At 32.1% G+C, this 15,370-nt stretch carries 14 protein-coding genes and 1 pseudogene; 3 read left to right on the forward strand and 12 right to left on the reverse strand.

Annotated elements, in window-relative coordinates; all coding sequences use genetic code 11:
- Position 1: 1 nt before the first annotated feature.
- The 4 genes from AB1K81_RS07395 to AB1K81_RS07410 form a co-directional block, all read right to left on the reverse strand.
- Complete coding sequence (locus AB1K81_RS07395) at positions 2 to 304, reverse strand: RNHCP domain-containing protein (protein WP_412975975.1); 303 nt, start codon at positions 302 to 304, stop codon at positions 2 to 4.
- Positions 305 to 918: 614 nt separating this feature from the next.
- The gene (locus AB1K81_RS07400; protein WP_412976131.1) at positions 919 to 1,668 is read right to left on the reverse strand and encodes a DUF817 domain-containing protein; all 750 of its coding nucleotides are present in this window, start codon (positions 1,666 to 1,668) and stop codon (positions 919 to 921) included.
- Between the two features lie 459 nt (positions 1,669 to 2,127).
- On the reverse strand, positions 2,128 to 3,213 hold the full coding sequence (locus tag AB1K81_RS07405) for a M42 family metallopeptidase (protein WP_412975976.1): 1,086 nt from the start codon (positions 3,211 to 3,213) through the stop codon (positions 2,128 to 2,130).
- A gap of 59 nt (positions 3,214 to 3,272) precedes the next feature.
- Positions 3,273 to 3,758, reverse strand: a complete 486-nt coding sequence (locus AB1K81_RS07410; RefSeq protein WP_412975977.1) for a dUTP diphosphatase — start codon at positions 3,756 to 3,758, stop codon at positions 3,273 to 3,275.
- 110 nt (positions 3,759 to 3,868) lie between these two features.
- On the opposite strand from AB1K81_RS07410, the gene AB1K81_RS07415 reads away from it, so the two are divergent.
- Entirely contained in the window at positions 3,869 to 4,255 is a 387-nt protein-coding gene (locus AB1K81_RS07415; RefSeq protein ID WP_412975978.1) for a sigma-w pathway protein ysdB, read from the forward strand.
- Positions 4,256 to 4,294: 39 nt separating this feature from the next.
- On the opposite strand, the gene AB1K81_RS07420 is transcribed toward AB1K81_RS07415, so the two are convergent.
- On the reverse strand, positions 4,295 to 4,873 hold the full coding sequence (locus AB1K81_RS07420) for a TVP38/TMEM64 family protein (protein ID WP_412975979.1): 579 nt from the start codon (positions 4,871 to 4,873) through the stop codon (positions 4,295 to 4,297).
- Positions 4,874 to 5,425: 552 nt separating this feature from the next.
- Here AB1K81_RS07420 and AB1K81_RS07425 point away from each other — a divergent pair.
- Positions 5,426 to 5,716, forward strand: coding sequence for a DUF1294 domain-containing protein (locus AB1K81_RS07425; protein ID WP_412975980.1), 291 nt, complete (start codon positions 5,426 to 5,428; stop codon positions 5,714 to 5,716).
- Positions 5,717 to 5,942: 226 nt separating this feature from the next.
- Here the strand turns inward: AB1K81_RS07425 and AB1K81_RS07430 are convergent, their stop codons facing one another.
- Positions 5,943 to 6,233, reverse strand: coding sequence for an RNA polymerase alpha subunit C-terminal domain-containing protein (locus tag AB1K81_RS07430; RefSeq protein ID WP_412975981.1), 291 nt, complete (start codon positions 6,231 to 6,233; stop codon positions 5,943 to 5,945).
- Positions 6,234 to 6,554: 321 nt separating this feature from the next.
- Here AB1K81_RS07430 and AB1K81_RS07435 point away from each other — a divergent pair, with 321 nt between their 5' ends.
- Positions 6,555 to 7,022, forward strand: a complete 468-nt coding sequence (locus tag AB1K81_RS07435) for a helix-turn-helix domain-containing protein (RefSeq protein ID WP_412975982.1) — start codon at positions 6,555 to 6,557, stop codon at positions 7,020 to 7,022.
- A 194-nt stretch (positions 7,023 to 7,216) separates the two neighbouring features.
- On the opposite strand, the pseudogene AB1K81_RS07440 reads toward AB1K81_RS07435, so the two are convergent.
- From AB1K81_RS07440 to AB1K81_RS07465, 6 genes and pseudogenes are all read right to left on the reverse strand, one after another.
- Positions 7,217 to 7,405: pseudogene (locus tag AB1K81_RS07440) on the reverse strand (hypothetical protein); the annotation flags it as partial.
- 282 nt (positions 7,406 to 7,687) lie between these two features.
- Complete coding sequence (locus AB1K81_RS07445; protein WP_412975983.1) at positions 7,688 to 9,079, reverse strand: hypothetical protein; 1,392 nt, start codon at positions 9,077 to 9,079, stop codon at positions 7,688 to 7,690.
- Between the two features lie 84 nt (positions 9,080 to 9,163).
- The gene (locus tag AB1K81_RS07450; RefSeq protein WP_412975984.1) at positions 9,164 to 9,721 is read right to left on the reverse strand and encodes a hypothetical protein; all 558 of its coding nucleotides are present in this window, start codon (positions 9,719 to 9,721) and stop codon (positions 9,164 to 9,166) included.
- Positions 9,688 to 11,565 (reverse strand): tyrosine-type recombinase/integrase, encoded by a 1,878-nt coding sequence (locus AB1K81_RS07455; protein WP_412975985.1) that lies wholly within the window; start codon positions 11,563 to 11,565, stop codon positions 9,688 to 9,690. The genes AB1K81_RS07450 and AB1K81_RS07455 overlap by 34 nt, the downstream gene beginning before the upstream one ends.
- Positions 11,555 to 13,981 (reverse strand): site-specific integrase, encoded by a 2,427-nt coding sequence (locus tag AB1K81_RS07460; RefSeq protein WP_412975986.1) that lies wholly within the window; start codon positions 13,979 to 13,981, stop codon positions 11,555 to 11,557. The genes AB1K81_RS07455 and AB1K81_RS07460 overlap by 11 nt, the downstream gene beginning before the upstream one ends.
- Positions 13,959 to 15,332 carry a tyrosine-type recombinase/integrase gene (locus AB1K81_RS07465; RefSeq protein WP_412975987.1) on the reverse strand — a complete coding sequence of 458 codons (1,374 nt, stop codon included), beginning with the start codon at positions 15,330 to 15,332 and terminating at the stop codon, positions 13,959 to 13,961. Before AB1K81_RS07465 ends, AB1K81_RS07460 begins: the two co-directional genes overlap by 23 nt.
- Positions 15,333 to 15,370: the final 38 nt, after the last annotated feature.

A 15,370-nucleotide genomic window follows, 5' to 3' on the forward strand; every position in this document is an offset into this window, starting at 1 on the left:
TTTAGTTTAATAACAGAAAAATGTTGTCTTCTTGTACCGTATTTACCGCCATAATGTTCCGCTGTACTTTATGACAGGTACAACATCTATGAACGATTTGATACCCTTTTTTTGTATGATAAATCAATTCAATGGGCTCCATAAGTCCTTGGCATAAGCTACTCCTATCACCAAGATTTTCATCAAGGTGCTTGGAATATAAACAATACGGACAGTGATTTCGAAAGCTACCATTTGTAAGTGGTAAAACCTTAGATCCACAATGTCCACATTGAAATCCTGTGTTTTCTTTTTTTCTACTCAAGAATTTACCTCCAAGATTTTTAATAAAAATCTACGGAGGCAGGGTTCCGTTTCTTTTCCTTACATTTTTAAGTCCCAGGCTTTACTAATCTAGTGACCCATTCACCGCCTTCCTTTAGGGATAGCGATTACTTCTGATTCCAGCTTCCATACAGCATCTTTCATCTGCATATCCGAACCATAACTGGTTTTGGTTTCCTTTGTGCCAGTCACTGTAAGACAGAAGTTACTCCACCTTCCACCAGTAGGTGTATGATTAGTATCACTGACGTTGGCAGCCGTCCCCTATTCCTAGAGTAGAATAAAAGTTAAAGTAAATACTTTAACCATCCCCTTTAAGATTACCACGAATATCTATTTGTTACCCAACAAGTATAGTTTATCATGTTTACTTTCAAGAAAATACTTCCTATACATTCGTGGGATAATTTTTACTAAAATTCTCGCTCTGTTTACTCCCTATCCTTTTCAGATATTTATATATGAATACTATGTGGTATAAGGTGATTTAAATAATACATAGTAATTCTAGGTATATATGCAGATAAAAATTGAAGAAATAGGATAAATTCCCCTATGCCATTCATTTCTATATTTAGCATTTTAATATATTTATTACTTTTTTTGCTTTACTAGCTTTAATGTGGCTACAATTAGAAAACTAACTATCACTAATAGTAACCAAGAACTTACCTTGCCAAGATGAACTAAGCTCCACGTATCTCGTTGATTTGGATATTCCCAAGCACCAAAGTATGTCGCGATATTTTCTGCTATCCAAATAAAGAATCCAATTAGAATAAAAGATAGTGCAAGAGGCATACGATATTGCGTTCCATTTATCTTGTAAGTAACCCAAGATTTCCAAAAAACAATAATGACAAGGACGGATAAGTACCAACGAATATCAATCCAATAATGATGGGTGAAAAAATTTAAATAAATAGATGTTGCTAAAGCTACAACTAACAGAAAGGGTGGCCAATTAACAAGGTCTACTTTTAATCTCCTCCAAGCTTGGCAAAGATAACTAGCTACGCTTGCATACATGAACCCACTGTATAATGGTACACCAAATAGTTTAAATATCCCCTCTTCCGGATACGACCAAGATCCCATATGCACTTTAAATAGTTCAAGCGCGAGGCCAATAATATGAAATAACGTGATTACCTTTAACTCATCTCTAGTTTCCAGACCAGAACGTACCATGAACCATTGCATTAAAAGACAGATGATAAACAACCAATCATATCGAGGTAGAAAAGGTAATGAGATGATTTGTGTAATAGCTAATGATACAAATATTACAACAGGAAATATACAGGATAATGCCTGTTGCCATCCGAAGCCCACGAGCTGCATTATCCCCCTACTAATCCCGTTGTGCACAAGCTTTTTTGTTGAATCTTTTTGTAATGGTAAATTCATAAGAGTTCTCCTCTTCATACTTATTTATTTTTATAAATTTCACCTCTCTTCTTAATTTTAGACCAACACTTATCGTTTTACAATAAAAATATATTGTTTTAATTTGTTTTCTTGTTGTTTTAAATAATTTTGTATTAAAAAAGCATTTCCCCTATGGAAAAATGCTTTATACTTATCGTATCAAGTTAAAGAAGTATGATCGTTTTGCGGAAAAAGATAGAAAAACCCTTTATGATTATAAGGATCAGTATCCTATACTAGAAACACCCACTAAATCAACAAAGCTTCCATTCGAACCCCCGTCTTTTCAACTTTCTTATCACATTTAATTACATATTTGATAAGCAAAATCGCACAGTAGAAATATAACATTCTACTATGCGATCTATATTCTTAAGCTAAGAAAATGTTGTTTACTGTTTCTCTATCAAGCTTTTTGATTACTTCAACGATTAGTTTTACCGCATTCTCAAAGTCATCACGATGTAAAATAGCAGCATGTGAATGGATATATCTAGTTGCGATCGTAATGGATAATGATGGAACACCATTAGCTGTTAAGTGGATAGAACCGGAATCCGTTCCACCACCTGCAATCGAAGCATATTGGAATGGAATGTTGTTCTCTTCTGCTGTTTGGACTACTAAGTCCCGTACCCCTTTATGAGAAATCATTGATGCATCATAAAGAACTAGCTGTGGACCTTTTCCAATTTTACTATCTGCATCTTGTTCTTTAATTCCTGGTGTATCCCCAGCAATACCAACATCAACACCGAAACCAATATCTGGTTGAATAGCGTGAGCCGCTGTTTTTGCCCCACGTAAACCAACCTCTTCTTGAACAGTTCCAACACCGTACACAATATTAGGATGGCTTTCATTCTGTAATTGCTTTAAGACTTCAATTGCAATTGCACAACCAATTCGATTATCCCATGCTTTCGCAAGTAATAGCTTTTCATTTTTCATTGGTGTAAATTCAAAGTAAGGAACAACAGAATCCCCAGGTTTGACACCAAATTCTAAAGCCTCATCTTTACTTGTAGCACCAATATCAATAAACATGTCTTTAATATCAACAGGCTTTTTACGCTCCGCTGCTGATAAGATATGTGGTGGCTTAGATCCAATAACCCCTGTAACATCACCTTTAGAAGTTACAATCGTAACACGTTGAGAGAGCATTACCTGACTCCACCAACCACCTATCGTTTGGAAGTAAACAAAACCTTTATCATCGATTCTCGTTACCATGAAACCAATTTCATCTAAGTGACCTGCAACCATAATTTTCGGTCCGTTTTCTTCACCGACTTTTTTAGCAATCAAGCTACCAATGTTATCAGTAAACACTTCATCTGCATATGGAGTTATGTATTTTTCCATAACATCTCTTGCTTCTTTTTCATTACCAGAGATTCCTTTAGCTTCTGTTAAATCTTTTAACATCAATAATGTTTCATCTAATTTAGCCATATGTATACCTCCAATATTCTTTATTCTATTAGTATAACGTGAAACACAAATTTTAGATATTAATAGCCACTATTTTGACGTTCATAGTTTACTTCATTTTTCTTTATGTACGCTTCTTGAACATCCTCTTCTTTAAATCCAAGTTTCAAACCTAATTCTAAATAGGTTTCAAACAAACGAGTATAGTTTATCTGATTTGGAGCGTTTTTAAACACAACACATTGTTCAAATACTTGATTAAATAATTCTGTTTCCGTAAGATCTGAGCTATTTAAAGTATTCGAAACAAAAGTTAGGCCTTTTACAATACCTAATGATAATATAAAGTGAATGCCATCTACATATTCTTCTAACACAACTTCGCGAGAACTTCTAGGTTTATTGCTCCAAAACTTAAAACACCTTGTTTCATTAGCAAGTTCACCTAACTCAACTAATAAAGCTAAATATTTATCTTGAAATAAGTCTCGCCCTGTTAATTGATGATTTTCTTCAATATAAGAATCCAGTCGTTTCTGCATATCAAATAGTAAGTTCCAGTTCATTTTCAAACTCCTTCTTATGTTTGTAACATGTTTTTAATATAAATAATGAAACCTTGTTTACTTCCATTACGTATTGCATAATAATAACCAAATCTTAGGAGACGATGGTCATGATTGTGTATCTATTTCGCATTTTACTATTAGCAGCTATTATATTGCTTGTTTATTCTATTATACAATACTTTCGAAATCCTGACAGGCTACTGAATAATGCCAAGGAAACAAAAGGTTTTTACTATTTAGATGAACGTGGAAATAGTAAGAAAAATATTCGTTTTGTTTATAAAGGTTGTCAATTTGAAGGAGAAAAATATGTAGGTACAACGGAGGATTCCTTTGAAATTGTAGATATTCACGTAACGGTAATAGATCCACTTGAATTACAAGGACTAACTCGAGATGACCTATATTTCTTAGAGAAGGAATTACTGTTACGTTATCCCCATGCTAAGATAACTTGGAAGCACCCTATTAATAAATTATTATTACGAAATTAATAAAGGCTTAAAGGGGAATTTCTAACCCCCTTAAGCCTTTTAATGTTGTGTTGTCGTTTGGAAAAAGTCTTCCCACTTTATTACAATTTCTTTTCTTCTTAGTGCATAAATCAAGAGGAGTAATGCTGATAAAGATAGGAGAATATGCATTGGGGATAAATTGGATAACCAACCACCGACTGATGTGTAAATTAAAGCAAGTGGGATATTTGTAATTAATGATGATTTCATATAGTCTTTAAAATTTGAACTAATCTCAAGTAAACATAAGGACAATAAATGAAAATGAATAAATGGAATAAGACGTAACAATGTAATTTGTGTAACCGTTAATTCAGAGTGTTTACCGATTAACCTTTGCTTCATTCTAAGTAGACGTTTAGACAACTTCGGCATCCATTGAATAAAAATGTAAAATAGAATACTAGATAATGTAATACCAATTATGGAGTACACTGTACCAGCAAATACACCAAACAGAATACCACCAGATACACAAATAAATACTACCGGTAGAAAAAACATTGGACGGATTAAATGAACCATAATAAATAATAACGGAGCAAATAACCCACCTGTTTGAACGATTGCCATTATATATTGCCCGAATAACTCCATAAACTGCCTCCTTTTTAAGAGATCAGAAAAGACACTGCACCCACTAATGGTACATGTATATGACAAGAGACGAGCTATTATGACATGTAAAAATAAACATATAGAACAATATGAACTAAAATTAATAATGGCATTCCAATACGAAACGAGTTATGCTTTGTTTTATGACGGAATGTTTTCATTCCAATATTATGATAAGTGAGATTTTTGTACAATCAAACTCTAACTTGATTATTATTGGCTTTTTAGTAAAATTAGGTCTACTTTACTTTTGGACAAAAAAACAATTATTTTTTTCTAATATGATAAACTAATTGGATTCATATTGGTAAATTATTTATATAACGTGTTCTTTTTCCATGAAAAAATTGGACAGTTTTTACTCATGTAAATCTTCATTAATAATATGACCTTTTTTCTTTCCTTTTGTACTCGCCCAATAAAAGCGAATCTTATTCAAATTTCGGTTATAATTATTTGTAGTTTGATTAAATGTAACTCCTTTACATAATTCAATTGATTGAGATTTAAAGGAATGAGATGGAGGTTAATTTGGAGTTGATTTTTCTTGTATTTGCATATTTATTTTTCATCAATACTGTTGGTATGGTTTTGATGTACCGAGATAAAAAAAGGGCTGTCAAAGGGGAATGGAGAATTAAAGAGAAAACATTATTTAATATTGCGTTGTTGGGCGGTTCTGTTGGGATTTTTTTAGGTGGCAAGCGATTTCGGCATAAAACCCACCATAAATCATTCAAATATGGTATTCCGGTAATCATTACATTTCAAATCGCATTATTCATTTTTGCCATTTATTTCTTTCAGAATAACCCTTTATAATGAGAAAAAGTAAAATGCCATTCAATGTATTAGGCAATCAATAAATCAATAGATGCTGTTTATGGCAGTATGTTTTTTGAATGGAAAAAGAACCTAAATATACATGAAGTGTATAAATTCTTGCATATTCTAGGCTCTTTAATTTTAATACTTGTTTTGTTAAAGCACCCGTTACTTTAAGTACATTGGTTCACAATCTAAGTTGCAATTGATAGAAAACAAAGTATTATTCTTTAAATGATAAACCCACTTCTTCCAATGAAGCTCTCATAATTGGTAAGGAAGCTGGTCCAATACCATGAATTTTTAAAATTTCCTTTGCGGTCTGATTTGAGAGTTTTTGCACAGTATCAATCCCTTCGTGAAGCAAGGCATTTCTGACTGGTGAACTTAATTTCGATAGGAAGCCACTTTCAGGTTTATTTTCTTTATCGCAAGTAGGACAACTTGGACAGTCACTACTTTTATAATATTTATGCCCTTTTTCACATACTCTTAATTTTTTTTCTACTTTCAATCATAACCCTCCTACTATTTTAAATTGCAATTTAACATACTTCTCATTAGTATACAATAGTTGTTCAGTCTGAAAAATTTGTATGTTCAATTAACCTGCCCATCTACGCAAGGAGCGACTATCATTACTGGATAATCGCATCCCGAATAGTATAATTAATCATTAGTAATTTTTACTTTTACAACATAAAGGATAAAATAACATAGATAAGACAAGGTTTATTAATTGGCAACATGAGGTTGCACCTTGATGCACCTATAACTATCTTTACTTTAGCTATACACTCCCCCGATAATGAAATAAGGAAAGGTGATGACTAACATGATTTTTAGTGAACGATTAAAAAAGGAACGAGAAAAAAGAGGGTGGTCACAAACTGATCTTGCTGACAAAATCCACGTGAGTCGTCAATCAGTTTCAAAATGGGAAACTGGTAAGAACTATCCAAGTATCGAAATCATCATTGAGTTGAGTGATTTATTCGGTATCACAATAGATGAAATGTTAAGGAGTGACAAAGAATTGACGGAACAAGTAATTCAAGATAGTAAGAAATTGGCATATCCAAAATGGAAAACGTTCTTTGATAGTGTATTTATGCTAGGAGTATTTTTATTACTAGTAAAACTAATAATTTTCGGCTTAAATTATTTTGTTGGTACAAATATTATGATTTTAGAAGGATTGCCAAAGGGCGTGGTAAGTTTTTCACCATTAGTTTTAATGATTATTGGTGGCATTGGTTCAGACAGCTTGAAAAAGAAATACATTGATGACACAAAAAGGTAGCATTATCGCTACCTTTTCACTATTCTGCCCCGTTAGTGGAGTAAACACAATTCCATAAATATGTATAAATATTAGCACCTATACATCTTCTCATAAGTAGTGATTCATAAGGATTAATAAACAAATTTCCAAAACATACGTCAATTTGCCAGAAACAATTCAACAATGATACCCAAAACTAAATAATAGTTTTATCAAAATAGGGATAACGTTGTGCTATTCCTTTTACATGTGATTCTATTCTTTTTTACCTTTAGCAATCGAAAACTGTTTAATGTTACAAGTAATATGCCCCTATAACGGAAAACATCGCTATCCATAGCGTTAACTAACAGTAATGCAATTAATTTAACTGCTAAAGTGAAGGTAATGTTCTGCTCTAACCTTTCTTAGTATAAATATTAAGTCCACAATTTGTTTTTATGAATTTTTGGGTTCAATGAGTATTGTCGATTGATTGAGCCAGTAAGTGCGAATTAGAGAACCACTAAGTGAGTTGTAAACTAACGAATACTATCGGAAACTAAAAGAGATTCAATAGCTATAGTTTAGCTTATTTAAGACTTTTATCTTTTAGATGTTTATCAATAATAAACGCAATGGTAGGACTGTTAATTACATAGGCGTTTGACAATCCATGCCGTGTTTTTCCTATTAATTTGGATTTACCCCTTCAAGTTACCACTTTTTATCTTTAGATGGGAGTATTCCAAATCCCGAATAGTATGTCTCAAAATTTTCCATTCTGCCTTTTTATATCCTCGAGCAACTGGATCACCATTTTCTCCTTCGTAGCAAAGTCTAAATTTATGCAATACTTCAAAAAGAGTTTGGTCTTCTACTCTTTCAAATTCTAGTAACACTTCAATTTCACTAATTGCAGGTGCGGTATCATAAACGTTTACTAATTTAAAATCTATTAGTTTCATTTGATCAAATATTTCACGAAGTTCACCAGCTAGCTTGCCTATTGTTGTACCTTTTAAATAACTGTTTGAAATCAACTTTGCCATGTTTCCAAAATTTTTCTTTTTTAAATAATATATGAACTCAATCAAGGCCTTTTCTGGGGTGTTTTTGGCATAATCACTGACCTCTCCTTTTTCTGGGAGATCCTCGCCAACCTTTAAATCTCTTCTAACCCATTTGTTCATATACTCTCGTTCTTTTTGATTTTCGTGCAATTGTTCTAATGAGCTTGCAAGCTGATTCATTGTCTCTTCGATTGTTGGCGGTACAAATTCTTTATTGATACCCTTTTTTCCAGCCTTAACTGCATCTGCCCAATCTCTTAATGCAAGTAACGTAGAAAGTGCCTTTGAGGAAACTTGTACATTACTATAGCCTAAATCTCTACCATGTAGAATCCCATTTCTAAACGGTAACACAATTTCCTCATCAGTCGTTTTCTTACGACTTCTGCCAAAAATTTTTGCTATTGTACCAAGACCACTATCATGAGCTGCAATCGTATCCCAAACTGTTAGTTCTACACTTTCTGCAAAAAAGCCAACATTTTCAAAGTCATTCACTAGTCCATCTATCATCATCAAAAATAATGGTACGCTTGCATGGTATCTTCCGCTAAAGTGATCTTCTAGGGCATTTATCATCAGGGTCCTTCTAGGCCTAAATTCTTCTAAAGCCATCAGTCTAGTAGCTAGAAAGTTCACTTTCTCCCTATTAGTAAAGTATTCAATTAAGGCATCTTCTGCTTCATCAGGTTTTCCTTGTTCGGCGAGTTTGACGCAACTTTCCATTAAAGGAAAACTTAAAGTTTCAAATGCAATCCAGCCTTTTTTTGCAAAGAAATGATTAAATCTATCCGGTACGATCTTTAATGCTCTGTATTGTTTATAAGATTCTTCAAATTGTTGAAATGCTTCTTCAAATTTCGGTTCACTAAATCCAAACTGTTTTGCTGATAAATATAATTGTTGAAAATCTCTGGCACCCTCAAAAGTCATATCCATTTCCTTGAAGCTATAATTATCTTTAATTTGTTTTTTATGTTTCTTTCTAAACCCCTTTTTATTCTTGGATTTCTTTTTAGCCATCTTATCGACTCTCCTCTCCAAAATACCCACTAACTCATGCCAATAATCAGGTTCAACTATCCTTTTGTAACCTTAGATTTTATATCAACTGAAGGATACAATTTTTTTATTATTCTGATGAGCAACTTCCTTACGCAATTTTTTGTTTTCAATTTCTAATTTTTGAATATCCTTTTGTCTATCTTCTATTTGTTGGATAAGACGTTTATTTTCAGCCTCCAACTTTTCTATATATAATTTCATTTCGAAGCTGTCCACTACTTTCTGTCTTAATCCATCTACATACACGGAAAGCTCCCCTTTTTCACTTTTGAGCTTTTTAGTCCTATTTATATTTAAAATGTCTTCTTTTTCAATTTCTTGAATTCGTTTTTCAATATAGAGTTTTAATGTATTTGTATTTAGGTTAATCTGACTTCTTGGTACTTTTGCCCCCGAAGAAACAGCGGAAATAGATAATTTATTAGACTGCTTTATTTGTTCTTTTAATTGCCTTTGTTTGATACAGACCTTTTGTAGATATTCTTCTATCAAAATCAATTGTTCCTGTATTTTTGTGCTGCTAATTTCACCTAATTCACCAATACCATATCTTAGAGTGTTTTCATTTACACATTCTTTAAGTTCAATGTCAATGCCCATTTGGTAATCTCCTTGTTAACATTTTCAATATCGGAAATTATGATTTCTAATTGTGGGTAAGAAGATACGATGAATTCTTTTCCTTTCTTGTTCAAAATAGAAAGAAGTAATTCATGCTCTTGTACAACCCGGTTTTGATAAAACTTAATTAAAGAAGAATATTCATTCTCATAATCTCTTTGATACTTTGAATCTTGTTGAACTAATTCTTTGTTGCGTTGAACGATTTTTGACTTATCAATAAATCGTTTATAGGTGAAATCAAACGATTCAATATTAGGTACTTTTGGACTTAGAAAATACCATTTTTCAAAGGTTGCAAGACGATATTGACGCTCACACAACATTCCTAAATGTCTAGTACATACCCCAACGATGCTTTCACGTAAGGGGTTATATTTTAAGGTATTGATAATTTCATCAATATTCTTAAAAATATTGAATTTCTTCTTTTTGAGAAATTTATTAATCTCTTCATATGCTTTTATTAATTCTGGTTCTGATAGTTCTTTTTTTATAAAGTGATTTTGATTGTTTTGTTCCAAACCTAAAGAAGTTCCATCATTCATTGCCCGTTTGAATAGTGTTTCCTTTATAAGTTCATCTCTAAAATAGTGCTTTGTCATTTCTTCAGTCAAATGATTCATATGCTCTCTTATCCATTGCAAACTAACTTTATCTTTTAGAATATTTGCCACGGCTACTCTAAATTGATGTGGATTTAAAGTATAAAAAGTATCACCTATTTTCGGAACATTTGGTAAGGTTTTTGGGATTACACCTTTTAAATAGCTGTCAATTTTCTGCAAATGAATTTGTTCTTTTTCATATTCAGATATGTTATCAAATAATTCATTTTGATTTCTATAAAAAAAGGTATCAAAAAGATTATCAAATGTTGTCCGACCATATAACTTATTAAACTTGTTCAAAAATAAATAATTGGTGTTTCCCTTTTTTCTCCCGTCTTTTGAAAGTTTCACAATAGTCCGATAAGCCTGTACCGTTTCAGGAAATGCGATTGTTTTAGTCCATCTGCCATTATTTTCAGCAGTTGTTTTAAAAGTGAAAAAGTTAAGTATAAATGCTTTTGCTTTTTTGTTTAATATTGTAATGTCCTTTAATTTACCAGCTTCTAATCTGTGAAGTTCGCCTTTTCTCATACCTGTGTGGGATAAAATAACAATTAAACACGCCATCATACGATCTTGTTTTCTAAGACTTTCATCCTTCATATCTTTTAAGGCACGTTTAACAACAAGATTAAAAATTCTTTTTGGGATATTTGGTGTTTTACGAACCTCTTTTTCCGCTTTTCTCTCTGCTATTGGAACAGTAAGTATCTTTTGAAACTCCGATAAATCAATGTCACATCCAGCGAATTGAACTTCCTGTAAAAATCCACCAACACTTTTAAGAAGCGTCGATAGATAGTTTTTTGTTATATTATTTTTTTTAAGTGTTTCCACATATCCTTTAATGATCTCTGGTGTTAGGTATCTTAAATCATACATATATTTTTCTTTTTCTAGATAAAAAATGAATCTTCTTATCTCACTAAATCTGCTATAAACTGTACTGGGTCTATTTCGTTTATTAAACAGCTCACGCAGCATAATTTTTTTCAATAATACTCTAAACATTTTTGACTTGATAGGGGAAAAATCAAGTGGGTGTGCCTTTGGGTGTAGTTTATCGGCAATCTCCCATCTATTATCAGAAAACCTCAAATTTGTCCTAATCAATAGGGCTGGCTCATCAATAAAATCACTTTTCAGGTAATTCTGTTGCCCGGATAATGTACTTGCATTATCTATATTCCACTCTATTTTTTCAGTGTTCATTTTCCCCCTCCATAATCGAATACATTTTTGCTAAGTAACTTCCATACAACTCCATCAAACCTGAATAAAAGTTTCTTTCAGCAACCGAGGTAGCATTTTCTTTATTTTTTTTATAAACTTTCATTTTCTCTTCAAAATAAGAACTACGTTCAATAGTTGTTACAAACTTTTTACAAGTCAAACATTTATAAAAACTATCTTCGTCCAGTTCTACTTTTATACACGATTCACTTGCACAATTACCCGCACCATCTTGAACAGGTGGTAAGTCTTTAACTGATTCAATATCAACAATTTCTCCCTGTAATTCATCGTCCAAAATTGAAACTTCATAAAGTGCCTCAACATACCGTTTTGTGTTCTCTCTATCACGATAATATTTAGCTGCAACTCCTGCTGTGTTTCCGGTGATTACACCAACCTCTAATGTTGAAATAAGACCATCCTCAACCATTTGCCAAGCTCTCTCAATATATGTATCTCGTAAATTACTAGGGCTGTACTGTAATCTTATTTTCTCTTGATCATATAAGTCTTTACAAACGTCTGTAAATAAACGATTAAATCTGCTCTTTAATTTAATCACTTTATTATCAAGATAGTAATGACTACCAATAAAAATATATTTTTTTAAAGGTGTATCTGCTTTTTCATAAATTGCTTGAGTTAGTTTTAAAGCCTTTTCAATTAATCGAATATGTTCTATCATAAAGACCTCTGTCTTATATTTTCTTCCAGAAGTCTTAGAGTAATATTTAATAGTGCCATATTCACCACTATCATCAATTGATACAATACAATCCCTTTCTAATCCCAATACCTCACCGTGACGAAGTTTTGTTTCAATGGATAATTGTAAAACAATTAATAATGTCTCATTTTCTTCAGTCTTTATTCTTCGAATAAATTCCTTTTGTATTTCAGTAAAGTCTTCTGATGGAATTGGAATTCCACCTTTATTATCTATTTTGATTGAACTGAATTGGTCAATACTAAACATAGAAATGCTATATTTTCTTTGGATATGCTTTAGATAATTACGTATGACAGTAATTTGAGACTTAGTTGTATTATCGTTATATTTTTCATTTGATATGAGACTTGCATGATAAAAAATTAAAAATCTATTAGAAAAAGGCTTAACCTCACTTGAACCCAATAGTTTGTCGGATGTCGTTAATGAAGGTTTTAAGGTTAATACTTTTATTTCATCTTGAAAATACATTTCTGCTTGGTTTAAAAAGTCTATTAAGACATAAAAATGGTTGTAAGTACCTCGATATGTCAAATCAGATTTCCATATGTAGTCTTTTAAGTCCTCTCTAAATTCTATATTGTGTACCTGCTCAAAGTTCATAAAGGAATTATTAATATTCCCTATGTGAGTTCCACTTTTATTAAGGTCAGCGACAACAAACCATTTATCGCATTTAGGATAGTCACCTATTCCATTAATGTTTACAACCTCATAGCCTTCTTCAAGACTTTTTTGATATAAGATATGAGTAAAAAGATCTCTATTGAAATAAAATGAATTGAATAACCTTTCTCCGGTTTCTTCTAGGTAAGTATCATCTATGGATCTATAAAACATTGTAAGAAAAGGGTAGGCTTCACGTTTTCCGACAGGGTTATATTCTTCAATGATTTGATTGAAAAAGAGCAATTGTTTTTTAAATGTATCTTTGTTAAAATCCTCAAACCTATCAATTTTGTAACCACTCAAACTATTCTCAAATAATGTAGTCATAACTCTATGATGGACTGTCAATTTGTAACCACTTTGTTGATCGAAATTCTCTAAAAAAGTTTTCATGATATTAAATAAAAATTTATTATTCGTAGGCATAAAATAATTACCATAAATGAACTTATTGTGAGAATGGTATCCTATCTGTATAATTTGCCCTACACTTGAATTAATCGGAAAATTGGTACTAATATTTTCAATAAACGGAGTTATTTTTAGTCTTTTCTTACTCCTCACTTCAAACTCATACGGTAAGAAAAGATTTCTATAATTTACTATAAATGATTTCACTTCAGGATTCGTAATCACATCAAACGAGATGATATTTTGATATAAATTGCTTATCATCTCTCTTGATGCTTGGGAAAAATTACTAATTTCAGAAACCTCGTGAAAAATGAAACAATAATTTTCCCAATTAAAATCCGCTTGGCTGTGTATGTACTTTCCGATAATTAACAAAAACTTTTTTATATACAATAATTTTAAGTTTCCTCTTTTTGCTTTGAATTTACGTTTCATTAGAATATCGCAAATATCCTTAGTTTGAAGCCATTTCCAAATTAAATTTTTTATTTGCAAATCGGATTCAAGGGATGCAATTATTGAGATAATGGTCTCTTTTTCAATCTCAGTATAATAATCATTTGTTTTTATCTTTATCATAAGGCTCTTTGTACCTTTCGTTGTTTTTCCTCAACAATTCTACTTTATCTTCATCATCAGGATTATAATAGGCTTCACAACTTTTCGGACTTGCATGACGAAGTTCTTTTTGTAGTTCTAAAATTTGCATTCCGTTTTTTACTCGATTCATAGCGAAAGCATGTCGAAAACGATGGCTTAGATTAGTAGATTTTGAACCTTTATCTACATGGATCCCTGCTTCTTTAAAAATCCCCCGAAGAACATACCCCCATCCAGCCTGTGTAATAGGAGTATAGTGTTGGTGATTTAAAAAGATATATTGATTCTCATTGTTTACAAGGGGAGTCGTACTAACCCTGTCTGCTTTTGCATTATTTTTTAGGTTTTCCCTTTTTATTGGGCTTTTACTTAAAAGGATGTCATCTCTCGATTCGTCTATGTATTCTTGAATCAATTCTGCCATTTCGTCTTCAATTAGAACCGTCTGGTATCCAAGGTGATTACCTTGTTCTCTATACCAAGCATCATTATATTCATCTTTCGATGTAGGAGTTATAACTCCTTTGGCCCTTTGTGTAGGCTTGTCAGAAACTCTATCACGGATGATGAGGTTATAATAACCTTCTTTATATGATGGCACTATATCTTCAAATGTTAGCCCTAAAACCTCTCCTATACGCAGCCCATAATTATACATCAAATCAATAATCACTTTTTCACGTATCCCATAGCTTTCTTCAATTACATCCATAATTCTTTCGTATTGATAAGGCTTTATGTATTTCGGAACAGATTGTTGCTTAAATACTTTTTTATTTGCCTTGTATCGTTCCTGTGTCCCTTTATGTGCATGTGCAAAGAATCCATTACCTATAGTTGTACCTATTTTTATCGTTTCAAACAAAAATGAATCTCTTATGCCATACATTTTCTCTAAAAAGTTTCTATAAACATTTAGATAGTTGTTATATGTCTGATTGTCTCGTCTAACTCGAAGATCAACACTCCATACACTACCTTCTTTTTTTCCCCCTTCTAAAAACAAGCGTAGATCCCTAATATCACCGTTAGTTAAATTTTGTAGATTATCAATATGTACAAGTTCCAAAAAGGAGTAGAACACCTTTAAAGCTGAAAAAGCAGTTTCTCTTTTTTTATATTTGTCATCGCCAATCTTTTCATTCAAATAGATATTGGCATCTTCTATTAAGTTTCCTTTTAAATCTGTAATTATGAAGTAAGTTTTCCTTCTTACAGTTGATAGCTTTATAAAGCCAATTATCCCAAACTTTTGGATAAGCTCATTATTACTGTCGTATCGTTCATAAACTGTTCCTAACGATGTTTGTCTATCCTTAATTACACCCATATATTTTACCCCCAAGGTATAAGGTCCTCGGTCTATCG

It is taken from the genome of Ornithinibacillus jepli, from assembly GCF_047228935.1.
Lineage (GTDB): Bacteria > Bacillota > Bacilli > Bacillales > Amphibacillaceae > Ornithinibacillus.